Genomic DNA, 15,200 nt, shown 5'->3' with positions numbered 1-15,200 from the left:
ATCGCTCGACGGGACCGCCATGAGTCAGACCGAATTGCCGCCCCCCCAAAGTGTCCCATCCGGCCCTGCGTCCGGCGCCCCCGACTTGTTCGATGAACTGCATCACGCGGACGACCTGTACGGCAAACTGTGGACGCTGGCCAACAACCTGTGGTGGAGTTGGCATCCGGAATGCGATGCGATTTTCCGTGACGTGGACCCGATTCGCTGGCGACAACTCGGTCACAACCCGGTGGCGTTGTTGCGTGAGATGACACCGGAACGCCTGGCCGACCGGGCCGGCGAGTTGGTGTTGCACAGCCGCATCAATTACGCCTACCGGAGGCTGCAGGAATACCTGACGTCGTCACAGACCTGGGCATCGACCAACGCCGGCGTCTTGGGGGCCAAACCGGTCGCCTATTTTTCGGCCGAGTTCGGGATTCATGAATCGATCCCGATCTACAGCGGCGGCCTGGGCGTGTTGGCGGGCGACCACATCAAAAGTGCGTCCGGCTTGGGCGTTCCCCTGGTCGGCATCGGGCTGTATTACAGCCAAGGGTACTTTCGCCAATATCTGGACGAGGACGGGTTCCAGGGCGAAGACTACTTGGAGACCAAGATCGAGAATCTGCCCATCCAGGCGGCCTTGGATTCAAAGGGCAAACCGTTGACGGTGTCGATCGATACCCGCGACGGGCAATTGCTGGCCAAAGTCTGGTTGATGCATGTCGGACGCGTGCGTTTGTACCTACTCGATTGCAACGTCGAAGGTAACAAACCGGAAGACCGCGAATTGACCAGCCGGTTGTATGGCGGCGACGAGCGCACTCGCATTCGCCAAGAACTTGTTCTAGGTGTCGGCGGGGTCAAAGCGTTGGCGGCACTGGGGATCGACCCCGGCGTCTATCACCTGAACGAAGGACACTCGGCGTTCGGCGCCCTGCAAGTCGTCAAGCAGTTGATGGACAACGACGGCATGTCGTTCGAAGACGCGGTCCAGTTGTCGGCCCGCGCCACCTGCTTCACCACCCACACGCCCGTTCCCGCCGGGCACGACCGCTTCCCGCCCTCGTTGGTCGAAGAGCACTTAGGGCCGCTGCGCGATTCGCTGGGGATCAGTCAAAAGGAACTGCTGGCGCTGGGGCGCGTCGACCCCGACAACGACAACGAATCGTTTTGCATGACGGTGATCGGATTCAAAATGAGCCGCTGTGCCAATGCGGTCAGCAGTCTTCACGGAGTCGTCTCGCGACGGATGTGGCAATCGATGTGGCCCGATCGCCCGGAGAATGAAGTGCCGATCGGACACATCACCAACGGCGTGCACGTGGCCAGTTGGTTGGCGGTTCAAATGCAAACGCTGTACGACAAACACTTCGCCACCGACTGGAAGGAGCGGTTGCAGGAGCCCGACGCCTGGCAAGCGATTCACGACGTGGACCCCGGCGAATTGTGGGAAACACACAACGCGCTCAAGCACAACTTGCTGTCCTTCGTGCGACGTCGGTTCAGCCGTCAGTGTCGGCGCCGTGGCGAAGACGATCAGGCCGTCGAAGCGGCGAGGCACATCTTGGACCCACGGATCCTGACGATCGGTTTCGGCCGCCGATTCGCCACCTACAAACGCGCCAACTTGTTGTTCAGCGACATCGATCGGGTCGCCGAAATGATCGGCAGCAGCGATCGCCCGGTCCAATTGATCTATGCCGGCAAGGCGCACCCGAAAGACGAACCGGGCAAGAAGTTCATTCAGGAGATCGCCAATCTGCGACACGACCCGCGCTTCGCCGGACGCGTCGCCTTTGTCGAAGACTACGACATCAACGTTTGCCGCCACCTGATTCAAGGCGTCGACGTCTGGTTGAACAACCCCCGTCGCCCACTGGAAGCGAGCGGCACCAGCGGTCAAAAGGTCGTCCTGAACGGCGGGTTGAACTGCAGCATCCTGGACGGCTGGTGGGGTGAAGCGTTCAACGGTTCCAACGGGTTCGCCATCGGCAACGGTCGCTCCCACGTCAGCGACGAAATCACCGATCGACGCGATGCCGAATCGCTGTACCGGACGCTGGAAGAACAGGTGATCCCCTGTTTCTACTCCCGCGACAACGATGGGCTGCCCCGGCAATGGATCAAACGCATGATGAACAGCATCAGCACCCTGGCCTGGCGATTCAGCAGCCACCGCATGGTCGCCGACTACACCTCCAAATCCTACGTCTGGGCCGCCGGCGGCGTGACCTGCGAAATGCGGTATCGGTAGGGGAGTTGGGAGTTGGGAGTTGGGAGTTGGGAGTTGGGAGTTGGAAAGAAGATGCCGAGCGGCCACTGGAACTTGAAACCTGAAATCTGGAACTTGAAACCTGGACCATGAATACTCGATGAACGTCTTGATCATTCCTGACAAATTCAAAGGTTCGCTGACCGGGACCGAGGTTATCGAAGCGATCGAGGCGGGCCTGCGCCGTTTCGACTCGAATATCCAAGTGCATTCGATCACAGCGTCCGACGGCGGCGACGGGTTTCTCGATGCGATTCGAAAGACCGATGAGTCGATCGAGACGATTCGATGTGAAACGACCGATCCGCTCGGCCGTTCGATTCACGCCGAGTATGGGTTTGAATCAAAGCAAGGCATCGCGTACGTCGAGATGGCCCGCGCCTCAGGGATGGAGTTGCTGGTCGCCGAAGAACGCAATCCGCTGCTGACGTCGACGTTGGGCACCGGGACTCTGATCGCCGATGCGTTGCGCCGCGGCGCAGCGAAGTTGTACATCGGACTCGGCGGCAGCGCGACCAACGATGGCGGCATCGGAATCGCCACCGCGCTGGGGTATCGGTTCTTGGACGCCGACGGGGCAGCCTTGCCGGCGACCGGCGGGGCGCTTTCGCAAATCGATTCGATCGATGCGTCCGGCGTGATGCCCGAGTTGGATTCTGCGCAGGTGTTTGCGATCAATGATGTCGCCAACCCGCTGCTTGGCCCGGAAGGAGCGGCGGCCGTCTACGGGCCGCAAAAGGGGGCTGATGGCGTGATGGTCGTGCAACTGGATCACGGGCTGGATCGATTGCAACAAATCGTCCAGCGGGATTTGAAACTGGATGTCGCCAATGTTCCCGGTGCCGGTGCCGCCGGCGGAACCGGTTACGGACTGAAAGCGTTCCTGCGGGCCGAGTTTTTGTCGGGGATCGAGTTCGTGCTCTCGCTGACCGGCGTGGAGTCGCTGTTGTCCGGCGGAACGATCGACTGGATCGTCACCGGGGAAGGCAGGATCGATGACCAAACCGCCTACGGGAAACTGGTCCGCGGGGTCGCCGATGTCGGAGAAAAATACGGCGTGCCGGTCGCCGCACTGTGCGGATTGTTGTCGCTCGAGAATGCTTCGATCGAGGATTTGGGACTCGCCAAAGTCCGTCAAATCCACGACCCGCAGCGTCCGGTGGAAGAGACGATTCGCCGGGCCAAAGACCTGTTGGTTGACGCGGCCGAGGAATTGCTAAAGGCTGGTTGACGAGGCGCAGTCCCTAAACCCAAGACGCACGCAATCGGAACATCATTCTGCCCGGACGTGAAACGCGGAATGGATGTGATCCGGCACCTGGAATACGAGCGTCTCCAGTCATTTCGCGACGGCAAAGTTGCGGAAAACGCGAGAACGAATGGCGACACGATTCGGCAATCCATTTGCTCACCAGCGCTTGCCAATTCGAAGGATTTTCAATCTTCGTTTCCGGCGATGCGGCACTCCGTTCCAAACATCCTGAGTAAACTCGTTTGCCCGGGCCCATTGATCGCGGGCGAATGAAATCGCCTCCGGATCCCGTCGAGCTCTTCTGTTCGTGCTGCCCCTACGATTCAGTGGTGACGTAAACTGAACCGCACGCTTTCGGCGCCGCGGGTGGACCCGCCGACGCATGTTCGGTCGTGCGATTCGGCGCGGCGGTGAATCTGACCGCCGCGGCGAAACCGACTTCATTCGGCGCGGCGGTCGGTGCAACGTTCAGCTCGAACGATGCCAGAGTGCCGATCGTTCAAAGGCAGGTTCTGCGCCCTTGACAGTTCCAGCGGCGTCAACTGAAACGCGACGCAGTCAGGGCAAACGGTTAACGCCCGACGCCTACTTCTTTTTTGACTCACGATAGGCGGGCGACTCATGGAGCGTAAAAATGACGATTTCTTCGCCTGTGTGGGTACTGATATCGTGGTGCAAGCTACGAGGCTTGACGCCAGTGATATCGTGGATCACTGTCTCCAAAGCTGGCCGCGCTGTCTCAATCAGTTGCGTTCGAACCTGTTTCAGCAGGTCCCGCCCTTTCTCCGCCGGAAGGGTTCTCACCAAGTGCTGCTCAGCGGCGGTCAATACGCCTTTCAGTCGAACCACCAGCAGATCGCCAATCAAATGCGCGCGGATGTCCGTCGGGCCACGCCCCATATACTCCTGCTCGAAATGGGACATTCCTTTGCAGACGGCAGCTTCGATTTCTCCCTGTGTTTTCACCTACCTTGCTTCCTTCAATGAGCAACTGCCTGCGACGCTTGCGGACAAGAGACGGAGCCGTGAATCAACACGCAATACATGCGTGAATCGACATTCTACCAGATGCCCAGTGATGGCAGCTCGAGACGAATAGGTGCTGGCGTGTTTTCTTCGCTGGATTGGTTGGTAGTCGAACGCCTGCAACACCAACACTGTCTCGTTGTGAGGCGATTGTCGCATAAAAAACGCAGCCACATTCATCGGGTCAACGCAACCGAATTGGCTTTGTCGGTTTTCCGACCTTGTTTTCTCAATCTGACGCGATAGGATGAATCAGTTGAGAGAGCGGTTCGACTAGCCGCTCCACTCCAAGACCCCGGACGACAAGATAAAGAACAATCTGGCGAGCCCCATCAGTGGGAAGTCCAGGGGGTTCGTTGAAAAGTAAGCCGACGTCGTGGAACGCTCGTTAGTGTTCTGCCACGTCGGTTTTTTTATGCGCAATTGCTTAATGCAGAACACCTCCAACGAGTGTTACACCCATGGGCCGAGAGAGACCAAATGGACGAATCGAAGTCGCAAATGACGCAACAGCTCGCCCGCGTCGCTAGTACGCTGCAACGCCAGAGGACGGGAGTCGCTCCCAAAACCGTGACCGCGACACTCTGCGAAAACACGTTGGTCGTGACCATGGAAGGCGTACTAACACCGGCCGAGCAGGCCTTGGCCCAGACTCCGCCGGGCGTAACACAGGTACAAGAGTTCCACCGGCAACTCTTCGCCAGTTCGTCTGAGTCGATGCGAGAGAAGATCAAGACCATCACGGGGCGAGACGTGCGAGAGGAAGCCGCGGAAATCCAAACAGATGCGGGCACCCTCGCTCATCTATTTAAGTCGGGCGCGATGGTGCAAGTGTTCATCTTGACCCCTGAACTGAGCTCCTACCAAGGAAGTGACCGTGAATCGTTGGAGCGAGCTGACGATGACGGATTCCATCTGCCGGCGCAGGCCGATGGTTCTGAAGAAAGTGAGCGTGCCTAATGATGGCAAACATTTGGATTCCCGGTGCTTTGCAACTGCTGCTTGGGGCAGCGTTGATCGCTTCCCTGGTGGTCGTGCTGCTCATTGTGGTGTTCGCTAAGTGGGGCACGTACTGGCTTCAGGCGTACATGTCGGGTGCAGACGTGAGCATGAAAAGCTTGATCGTTATGAGTTTCCTGAGGATTGAGCAACGTTTAATCGTGACCGCCAAGGTCATGGGCCGGCAGGCGGGTTTGCGGATCGACCGCGAAGACGGAATGAGCACGGCTCGCTTGCTAGCACATCACTTGGCCGGCGGCGATGTGATGAAGGTGGTTTGCGCGATCATTGCCGCCCAGCGCGCTGGAATCGTCTTGGACTTTGACCGTGCAGCCGCGATCGACCTCGCCGGCCGTGATGTGCTACTTGCCGTGCAAACCAGTGTTTCTCCCAAGGTGATCTCTTGCCCGCGCCAGGATGACGAAAGCACGAACTCCCTTAGCGCGGTCGCCAAGAATGGCGTCGAACTTCTGGTCAGCGCGAGGGTCACGGTCCGTACGAACTTGGATCAACTAATCGGAGGGGCGACCGAAGAAACGATCATCGCGCGTGTCGGTCAAGGAATCGTCTCTGCAATCGGCTCAGCGAATTCACACATGGACGTGCTCGAGATGCCGTCGCAAATCTCGAAAGGTGCGATGGCACGTGGATTGGATTCAAACACCGCCTTTTCAATCGTCTCGATTGACATTGCTGATATCGACGTTGGCGAAAACATTGGGGCTCGACTGCAGAAGGACCAGGCTAACGCTGATACTCGAATTGCCCGAGCCCAGGCCGAAGTGCGTCGCGCCAATGCGGTGGCTGAAAAACAACAAATGCTTGCCAAGGTCAAGGAAGCCCAAGCAGAACTCGTGCTTGCCGAGGCCGAGGTGCCCGCTGCGTTGGCTGATGCATTTCGCGCAGGACAGTTGCGTGCAACGTCAATGGATAGGACGCAAGGCAAGCGACGCCATGAAATAAAGCAGCCGATGACGCTCGAACGTCGAAGTATTCCGCAAGGAGCCGGCGATGATAATGGCTCGTCGGCGAATCCGTTCCAAAGAGTGAGAGACGAAAACGAATGAACCGAACAACAAATCACATAAAGGAACCAAGATGTCCACAATGATCTTTCACGAAGAAGCGAGAGAAGCAATTAGGCGCGGAGTGGGGCAACTCGCGCGAACCGTGCGCAGCACACTGGGCCCGCGCGGCCATACGGTAATGCTCGCGAACTCGTTTGGTCCCCCAACAGTTACCAAAGACGGCGTCACCGTTGCCAACGCCATTGAATTGGAAGACGCGAACGAAAACATTGGCGCCAAAATGGTTCGCGAAGTTGCGTCCAAAACCAACCAGGTGGCGGGCGATGGCACGACAACCGCAACGGTTTTGGCAGATGCAATCTTCAACGAGGGGCTGCGAGCAGTAGTCGCCGGAGTCAATCCAGTCGGCCTAAAAGACGGCATCGAAAAGGCAACTGCCGACGTCGTTAGTCACCTGAAATCGATCTCGATCGCGACCAAGGGACAAAAGGCGATGGCTCAGGTCGCATCGATTGCCGCCAATAACGACTTGACGATCGGAAGGACAGTCGCCGATGCCTTAGAGCAGGTTGGCTCCGGAGGCGTCGTCACGATCGAAGACGGGAAAGCGGTCGACAACGAAGTCAATTGGGTCGAAGGGATGCGATTTGACAAAGGATACCTATCACCCTATTTCGTCAACCATCCGGAATCGATGGTGTGTGTCTTGGAGGATCCGTATGTTTTGATCCACGAAGCAAAAATCTCCAGCGTCCGGGAGATCCTGCCCCTACTTGAAAAAGTTGCGGAGGCCGGCCGACCGCTGTTGATCGTGGCCGAAGACGTGCAGGGTGAACCGTTGACGACGCTAGTGATCAATCGTTTGCGAGGAACATTCACTTGCTGTGCCGTGAAGTCGCCGGGCTATGGAGGTCTTCGTCAGGCAGTGATGGAAGACGTCGCAATCATGACCGGTGCACAAAACATCTCCGAGAGTCTCGGTCTGCAATTGAAGAATCTGGGTCTCGACTCACTCGGCAGTGCCAAAAGAGTAATTGTCGATAAGGACCACACAACGATCATCGACGGCGCAGGGACGAAGGCAGGCATTCGAGGCCGAATCGCTCAGATCGAGAGCGAGCTTGAGAAAGCGACCCAAGGCTATGATCGAGAGAAATTGCGGTCGAGGAAAGCGAAACTCTGCGGAGGCATTGCCACGATCAGCGTCGGGGGCTCAACCGAATTGGAAGTTAAAGAGAAGAAAGCACGTTTCGAGGACGCCTTGAATGCGACGCGTGCTGCGGTCGAGGAGGGGATCGTTCCAGGTGGCGGCGTTGCCCTCCTTCGCGCCGCCGCGGGCTGCAAACGCACTGATCTGAACGAACATGAACAGATAGGTTACGACATCGTGCTTCGCGCTTGCCGCTCACCGCTGACATGGATTGCCGAGAACGCTGGCGGGAACGGTCGCTTGATCTGTGAAAAGGTCGCCGCGGCGAAAGGCAACTGTGGATACAACGCTGCCGAAGATCGCTTCGAAGACCTGATGGTCGCGGGCGTCATCGATCCCGCGAAGGTCGTTCGTTGTGCATTGCAGAACGCGGCCAGTGTGTCCACCCTGCTGCTCACCAGCGATGTGCTGATCACAAAAACGCCGTGAAACGACACGCAAAGGAATCAACCATGACTGCTCAATTAGTTGACACCCCATACTACGTGTTGCTCGACGGAAAGCAGCGTCTCGGTCCGAAGCTTCTACGCCCACATCTCGGACCCGAGGGTGTGGCAATATATGGGTTTTCGGACAAGCCAACCTACGACCTGTTTTGTGCCAATAGCAATCTCGCGCTGACACCCTACCCGCTTGTGAAAGGCTATTTGAAGAATCAGATCACTGATTCGGGCAATGCCATTCACCTGATAGTGGTCGATGCTGAAGGACCGAATGAGACTCAATTGAATGCAACAACCATGAAATCTGTTTTGACAGCTCAGGAACAAGAATCAGAACGGGTAACTATTTCGTTCCATTTAATGTTGGACCCTGGTTCACAGGCCTACCGCGTCGAGAACGCCTCTTCTGACTTGGGCGTCACGAACAGCCCAAAAGAGTCGCAGAGGGGGTAGCAATCTTGGTCCGCGAACTCATTACGGACCAGTACGTCATTCCGCCGAACGAAATCGAACAAGACCAGGTGTACCTGGTTAACACACCCCACCCATAAGAAACATGCGATGAAAACAAAATCAAACCCAATCAAGGTGCCGCTCGCCAGAGCCATCATGATGCCGAATATTCAAACACTGTTACCCGATACCCTGGTACCACTTGCAATCCACGAAATTCTCACACGACAGTATTCCGAGATGCCAATCGTCAATGAAGACGGCGAGTACCTTGGGATGTTCTCTGAGAAGTGCTGTATGCGCGTTCTGGCTTCCCTCATCGAGTTGATTGATGCATCGAAACGAGATCCTCCAAAAGCCTCCAATGTAATGATTCCTCGCAAGAAATTATTTACGCTGGACCCTGGGGAAGACGTATTTGACGCGATGTCATCATTGCTTGCGATGGGATATTCCGGCGCACCTGTCATTGCCTCCGATGGAGAATTCCTCGGCATATTCTCGGAAAGGACCTGTTTGGGGTTCGTCATTGAGGCCGCTTACAGCGAAATCCCTTCGGCGAAGGTTGGCGGATTCATTGATCCGGACAGTAATCGGCTCATCAATGCCGATACGGACTTGCACGCAATTGCGAGGATATTCGTTAAAACGTCCTACGCTCGCTTGCCGGTTGTGCGAGACGATCGGATCATCGGGCAGATTTCACGGCGCGACGTACTCAACCACTCCAACATACTTTCAAGTATCCTGCGACACCGCCTAGACCTGCCGCAGACCGAACGCGAGTCAAGTCTTCCTGCAGCGGATACATTCCTTGCGGCTTACGGGATGTTGTCTGATCACAGCGTGAAAGCCTTCGCTGATACGACTTCTCACTCCATCGATCCTGAAATGGATTTGTTTTCAGTAGCCCAGCTCTTTCTTCAATCCCCTTATCGTCGTTTCTCTGTACTTGAAGAACGTAGGTTGGTCGGCCAAATCAGCCGTTGTGATGTATTGCGTCACGCGATCCGATTGCTGAAGTAACCAATGCGCAGGTTATTTTCAGCGTGCACAGGCTAGACAAGTTCATGAACTTCAAAAGGGATCGATGATGCGAATCCGTGTAGGCTTTGAAATTTCCTTCTGTTTCTCCCAACCCACCGCGATGCTAGCGTTGCTTAGTGTGCATCCGTCCCGCGCCTCCACAATCCAAACACCCGAGTGTTTCGAGGTAAATCCGGATACATCGGTTTCAGAATTCGTCGATTCATTTGGCAATCGATGCAGCCGCCTTTTCGCTCCCGCTGGAAGCGTTACCTTGCGAAACGACACTACCGTTGAGGACTGCGGACAATCAGATCAGCAGTTGTGGAATGCGGTGCAGCACAGCGTTCAGGACCTACCCGATGAAGTACTGATATTCTTGCTCGCCAGCCGCTACTGCGAGGTAGACAGCGACTTGAAGGATCTTGCGGGGAATCTATTCAATTCGACTCCCCCCGGCTGGCAGCGCGTGCAGTCGATCTGCAACTTTGTCTTTCAGCATCTTGGTTTTGACTACCAGCAGGCCCGCGCGAACCGGACGGCGCTTGAGGCGTTTCACGAACGCACCGGTGTTTGCCGAGACTACACGCATTTGGCAATCACGCTTTGCCGCTGTATGAATATCCCAGCCCGATACTGCACCGGGTATCTCAGCGATATCGGCGTAACGCCGACACATGACCCTATGGATTTCTGCGCGTGGTTCGAAGCGTATCTGGGTGGAAAGTGGCACACTTTTGATCCTCGCAACAACGTACCGCGAATTGGTCGTGTCTTGATCGCGCGTGGACGCGATGCGGCAGACGCGGCGCTCACAACTACTTTTGGAGCGAATGAATTGGAGTCCTTCAAGGTTTGGGCCGACGAAGTCCCTGGGTGACGCACACGGTCGCGTATTCGTCTTCAATAAAACGAAGTCACATCGACGATGAAGTGGCTGCATACATCGAGTGCGTACTGTCAGCTACCTCTCGGTGCTCAATGTAATTCCCCGCGACTTGTTTTTTGCAACTCGATGTCGTATACTGTTACATCGTGCGGCCATCGTTTCGGATGACTGAATAAAGAGCAACCTGGCAGATCCAGGGGGCTAGTTAAAAAGTAAACCGGTGTTGCGGAACTCTAGTGAGTGTTCCGCAACACCGTTTTTTTTTGCGTGTTGATCATTCATGCCAAATCAAGCGGCTGTAGACGACACACTGTCAATAAGCCTTTAACCAAGAGACGCTCAGATGAAGTGGGATCAGGTGAAACGCGATTGGTCGTCGGTCAGCCAACAAGTCAAGCTTAAGTGGGGCAAGTTCACAGACGAAGATCTTGCCATGATCTCCGGCCAGCGAGACACGTTTGTGAAGCTACTCGAACAACGATACGGAGACGGCCGAGCGGAAGCCGAACGGAAAGTAGACGCGTTCGTGCAAGAATTGAAGGCTCAAACAGAGCGGTCGAAAATTCTTTCATGGCCTCAACGTTGTTGGGAAAACATTCGGAGCTATCGTCATGCAAAACCGCGCATCTAGCACGAGCATCGCAAGCTCCGGCGGTGACACAAGAGTCCAGTCAAGTCATTCGACAACAGATCTTGCCGGTCGATTCATCACATTGATTGAAAATGCTGAAGATCGCCTTCGATTGATGCGGAAGAAAGCCGTCACCGAGTTTTCCAAGCACGAGGAGCGAATGATTCACTTTGCCGCAACTCAAAAGCAAATCAAGAGAATCATTGATGATCGCCTGGGAGTCTTGACAAGCCAGAGCATCTTCAGCGACGCAACGTTGACAGACGGCGATGGCATTGGTTGCACAGCGGGAACGAGATCCAGTGGCAGTATCACAACGATCACTCTGCCGATTTCCGCGACACGACACAAGGCAATGGAGTTTTCTCTTCGTGTCTTTCATGACACCGACGTCAAGACCGCGGTTGTCGAATACCGCATGCAGGTTCTTCCTGTTTTCGTGAGATTCGCTGCTCGCGACCAATTGACCATTCCGATCGCTGACGAAACCGATACGTGCGTGATCGATTGGATCGATGCGAAACTCGTTGGTTTTGTGGAAACGTATTTCGATGTTTTCTTTCATCGCGAGTATCAAAGGAAGCATTTGGTGACCGATCCAGTATTTGGGATTCCGTTTCCAAAATCCATGGCTTCGGATATTCGAGAACGGCATGGACTGACTCTCCATTTCTTCACCGAGGAATCCTGCCGCTTATTCGACGAACGCCCTTCTTATTACCTCGGTGCCCCTTTCGGTTCAACTGTTGATCCGGGCTGCACAGCACCGGTTTCACTTAGGAATGAACCATGACGCTTGGCAACAAAACCTCTGACAAAACGCTCCTAAAGAATGTCGAACGTAAATTGATGCAGAAATGTGTCGGAAGCGTAAGAATCAGTGCGACAGTTCGGAGCGGTGATGCGACCATCACGGGAACGCTCAGGCATGAACACGAGCGCAAACCGATCGTTCGATGTGTCGCGGCCGTGCAGGGAATCCGGCGTGTTGTCGACCAGCTGCGGGTAGCAGAGAAGATCAACCCAAACGGTTAGGAGATCCAGAAAGATGTTCAGGGTTGAGTTTGTCGGAGGTCCATACGACGGTCATCGGCAAATATGCGTGATGGGTCTAAACCAACTCATGCTACCGTTGGCAGCATCGCTCACAAAAGTTTCATACTCGACGAACAGGAAAGAGAAATGACAGTATTGGAAGGGAGTCCCGTCTCACCCGGATTTGCAAGTGGAATTGCGATCGTTTACGGCTATGAAGTTGAACGAAAGCTGTTATTGCCGGTTCGTGAAATACAGCATTCTGATGTGCAAGTTGAATGCGATCGGATGGATGATGCGCTTGAACAGTCCAAACGAGATTTAAAAACCGCTGAGCAAATTGCAAACAACGATCCAAAACTCGCCGACGCAGCTGCACTGTTGTCTGCTCACGCCGCGATGGCCAGCGAGATTGCGGTGTCCGTCAAGCAGCAGATTGGATGCGACCTTGTCAATGTGGAACAGGCCCTTGATTCTGTCATCCGCGATTGGATCAGCCGATTGCAACAGCTCGACAACGAGTACTTGCGGCAACGTGAACAAGACATCCGAGACGTAGGCCAGCGGATGACGCGCGCGTTGGCAGGCACGACGCCGTGGAGTTGTGATTCGTTGCCGCCAGGATCCGTGATCGTAGCCCGCGAACTGCTTCCGTCCGAAGCGGTCGGGCTTGCCAATAGCGGTGTTGTCGCGATCGTTTGTGAAGATGGAGGAAAGCTCAGTCACACCGCAATCGTTGCCCGAGCATTGGGGATTCCGGCGATCTCAGGCATCTTCAGCATCACCTCTCGGATTCAGTCCGGCGCAATGCTGCTTGTCGATGGCTTGACGGGAGTCGTAACGATACAGCCAACCGAACCTGAGAAGGCTGCCTTCTCGGTTCGTCAGCTCCAGCACGAACGGCAGATCGCGTCACTACTGTCGGAAGAAATGCAGCCGTGTATGACGCTCGATGGAGTGGAGATTTCATTAATGGCGAACGTTGGATTGCCCGACGAAGTCAATCAGGTCGCGAAACATCACTTGACCGGAGTCGGGTTGTTTCGCACCGAGTTCTTATTTATCGAATCGCAATCGCGTCCGAGCTTCGATTCGCAGTTGCACGTCTATGGCGACATGGCAAGCAAGTTAATCGGTTTGCCGATGACAATTCGCACTTTCGATCTCGGCGGTGACAAGCTCCCTCCTTTCCTTGCACTCGATGAAATAAGAAATCGTTCGAGTCTTCACCTGCGTGGACTACGATTTTCGCTCTCTGAAAAGAATCTTCTGGATGCCCAATTGCGGGCAATTGTTCAGGTCGCACAAACGACAGATGTTCGCATTTTGTTTCCGATGGTGATCGGGAGCCACGATTTTGCACAAGCGAGCGAGGCTGTCGATCGCGCCGTGCGGCAACTGGATGTTCTCCGTCGACCTTCCGTCGGCGCAATGATTGAAACACCTGCGGCGTTATTTGCTTTGGACGAGATCCTTGCATTGGCCGACTTTGTCGCGATCGGTACGAACGACTTGACGCAGTACATGCTGGCAGCTGATCGTGAGTTGTCTCAGGGGACAGACGACTGCACGGCGATGCACCCAGCTGTGTTACGTGCAATCCAACAAGTTGTGGAGGCTGCAGAAAAGCAGCAATGTTCCGTTTGCGTCTGCGGCGAGGAGGCAGGGGACGCGGACTTCGCGTGCCTGCTTGTCGGATTGGGAATTCGTGAGCTCAGCTTGGGACCGTCGCGCGCCGGGGCCGTGCGACATGCGATACGACACATTAGCCAATGTGAGGCACGTCGGGTCGCTGACTCGGCGCTTCGCTGCCAATCTCCGCGACAAGTGCAACAGTTGATTGGCACACTGCGATCGGGCAAGTTGATTGCGACGCGTTCGGCTGATGAAAGGACGTGCCAGCAGGACGATGTGGGAACCACGACCATCGAAGCGCAGTCGCGATCGATCGCCGTAGCTGCTGCCGAGCGAAAGTTGCTGCGTGAAACGAACATCGCTTTGAAACATCGAGTTGTCAAAGAAAGGGAGCTGCTATCCGGAGCCAACCATAACCTGGACGCAGCCGCAGAAGCTTCACGCATTGCGGCGGCCGCCTTCGATACCGACGACAGCATCTTGGTTGAGAAACGCAGTGAAGCTGATCCCGCATCGATCCGAGCCGCCCGCATGGTGCAGCGGGCCCTGTTCCCGGCAGCCGCACCCTGCTTACTCGGTTTTGATATCGCCGGCGCGGTGCATCCTGCCCAACAAGTCAGCGGAGACTTCTTCGACTTCATTTCTCTCGGACCGGACTCGGTCGGCGTTATTGTTGCGGATGTCAGCGGCCATGGATTGGGAGCGGCTTTGCTGAAGGCTCAAACCCAGGCCTACTTGCACGCACTGGCCGAGAACTCTTCTGATCCCGGCGAACTGCTGACCAACACGAATCGGCTCTTCGGAAACAGCGACACCGGACACACCGTCACGTCGTTTCTCGGCCGTCTCGACGCAGCGACGCGATCCTTCGTGTACGCCGGTGCCGGGCACCAGGGATACCTCGTCAGAAGCAATGGTGCGGCGCAAGTGCTCGGTTCGACAGGCTATCCACTGGGCGTCGAATTGAACGCAGCCATTTCCTCCGCACCGGCGATTGTCTTGCAAACCGGCGACACGCTTGTGGTGCCGACCGATGGTACCGAGGAATCGATGAGTCCCGGAGGGAGAGAGTTCGGTCAGGAACGAATGCTCAACGTCGTTCGCACCAACCGGAGAATGTCCGCTGCTCAAATCGTCAATGCTCTCTTTCTCGCGGCACGTGACTTTGCTGACCACCGTCCGCAGGAAGACGATATCACTGCACTTGTCGTCAAAGTATTACCGCCATGTCGGCCCCAGAATCCTCGAGATCGGAAGCAAGACGAGAATGGATAGTGCTATGACGCGAACGATTCCGGCGAAGGGTGCCGGTG

General features: G+C 55.8%; 12 protein-coding genes. 11 read left to right on the top strand and 1 reads right to left on the bottom strand.

Translation table 11 applies throughout. From position 1 onward, the window contains the following. Positions 1 to 19 precede the first annotated feature (19 nt). On the top strand, positions 20 to 2,242 hold the full coding sequence (glgP, locus tag Mal15_RS06805) for an alpha-glucan family phosphorylase (protein WP_147867072.1): 2,223 nt from the start codon (positions 20 to 22) through the stop codon (positions 2,240 to 2,242). A 118-nt stretch (positions 2,243 to 2,360) separates the two neighbouring features. Continuing rightward, a complete protein-coding gene (locus Mal15_RS06800) occupies positions 2,361 to 3,491 on the top strand; it encodes a glycerate kinase (protein WP_147867071.1) in 1,131 nt (376 codons plus the stop codon). A gap of 606 nt (positions 3,492 to 4,097) precedes the next feature. On the opposite strand, the gene Mal15_RS06795 is transcribed toward Mal15_RS06800, so the two are convergent. Beyond that, positions 4,098 to 4,478, bottom strand: coding sequence for a DUF2294 domain-containing protein (locus Mal15_RS06795; protein ID WP_147867070.1), 381 nt, complete (start codon positions 4,476 to 4,478; stop codon positions 4,098 to 4,100). A 561-nt stretch (positions 4,479 to 5,039) separates the two neighbouring features. Between Mal15_RS06795 and Mal15_RS06790 the strand changes: the two genes are divergently transcribed. The 9 genes from Mal15_RS06790 to ptsP all read left to right on the top strand — a co-directional run bounded on the left by Mal15_RS06790 (position 5,040) and on the right by ptsP (position 15,162). Continuing rightward, positions 5,040 to 5,498 (top strand): Na-translocating system protein MpsC family protein, encoded by a 459-nt coding sequence (locus tag Mal15_RS06790; RefSeq protein WP_167546661.1) that lies wholly within the window; start codon positions 5,040 to 5,042, stop codon positions 5,496 to 5,498. Further along, entirely contained in the window at positions 5,498 to 6,604 is a 1,107-nt protein-coding gene (floA, locus tag Mal15_RS06785; RefSeq protein WP_147867068.1) for a flotillin-like protein FloA, read from the top strand. Before Mal15_RS06790 ends, floA begins: the two co-directional genes overlap by 1 nt. A 31-nt stretch (positions 6,605 to 6,635) precedes the next feature. Next, a complete protein-coding gene (gene groL / locus Mal15_RS06780; RefSeq protein ID WP_147867067.1) occupies positions 6,636 to 8,204 on the top strand; it encodes a chaperonin GroEL in 1,569 nt (522 codons plus the stop codon). A 23-nt stretch (positions 8,205 to 8,227) separates the two neighbouring features. Then, positions 8,228 to 8,671, top strand: a complete 444-nt coding sequence (locus Mal15_RS06775; protein WP_147867066.1) for a hypothetical protein — start codon at positions 8,228 to 8,230, stop codon at positions 8,669 to 8,671. 108 nt (positions 8,672 to 8,779) lie between these two features. Then, positions 8,780 to 9,697, top strand: coding sequence for a CBS domain-containing protein (locus Mal15_RS06770; protein WP_147867065.1), 918 nt, complete (start codon positions 8,780 to 8,782; stop codon positions 9,695 to 9,697). 274 nt (positions 9,698 to 9,971) lie between these two features. Then, the gene (locus Mal15_RS06765) at positions 9,972 to 10,577 is read left to right on the top strand and encodes a transglutaminase-like domain-containing protein (RefSeq protein WP_233903318.1); all 606 of its coding nucleotides are present in this window, start codon (positions 9,972 to 9,974) and stop codon (positions 10,575 to 10,577) included. 620 nt (positions 10,578 to 11,197) lie between these two features. After that, positions 11,198 to 12,010, top strand: a complete 813-nt coding sequence (locus Mal15_RS06755) for a hypothetical protein (protein WP_147867064.1) — start codon at positions 11,198 to 11,200, stop codon at positions 12,008 to 12,010. Beyond that, positions 12,007 to 12,252 (top strand): BON domain-containing protein, encoded by a 246-nt coding sequence (locus Mal15_RS35075; protein WP_147867063.1) that lies wholly within the window; start codon positions 12,007 to 12,009, stop codon positions 12,250 to 12,252. The genes Mal15_RS06755 and Mal15_RS35075 overlap by 4 nt, the downstream gene beginning before the upstream one ends. Before the next feature lie 63 nt (positions 12,253 to 12,315). Further along, positions 12,316 to 15,162 carry a phosphoenolpyruvate--protein phosphotransferase gene (gene ptsP / locus Mal15_RS06745; RefSeq protein WP_147867062.1) on the top strand — a complete coding sequence of 949 codons (2,847 nt, stop codon included), beginning with the start codon at positions 12,316 to 12,318 and terminating at the stop codon, positions 15,160 to 15,162. The last annotated feature ends 38 nt before the right edge of the window (positions 15,163 to 15,200 follow it).

The organism is Stieleria maiorica (assembly GCF_008035925.1).
Lineage (GTDB): Bacteria > Planctomycetota > Planctomycetia > Pirellulales > Pirellulaceae > Stieleria > Stieleria maiorica.
The sequence above is the reverse complement of the archived record's forward strand: the minus strand, read 5'-3'. Positions and strand labels throughout refer to the sequence as shown.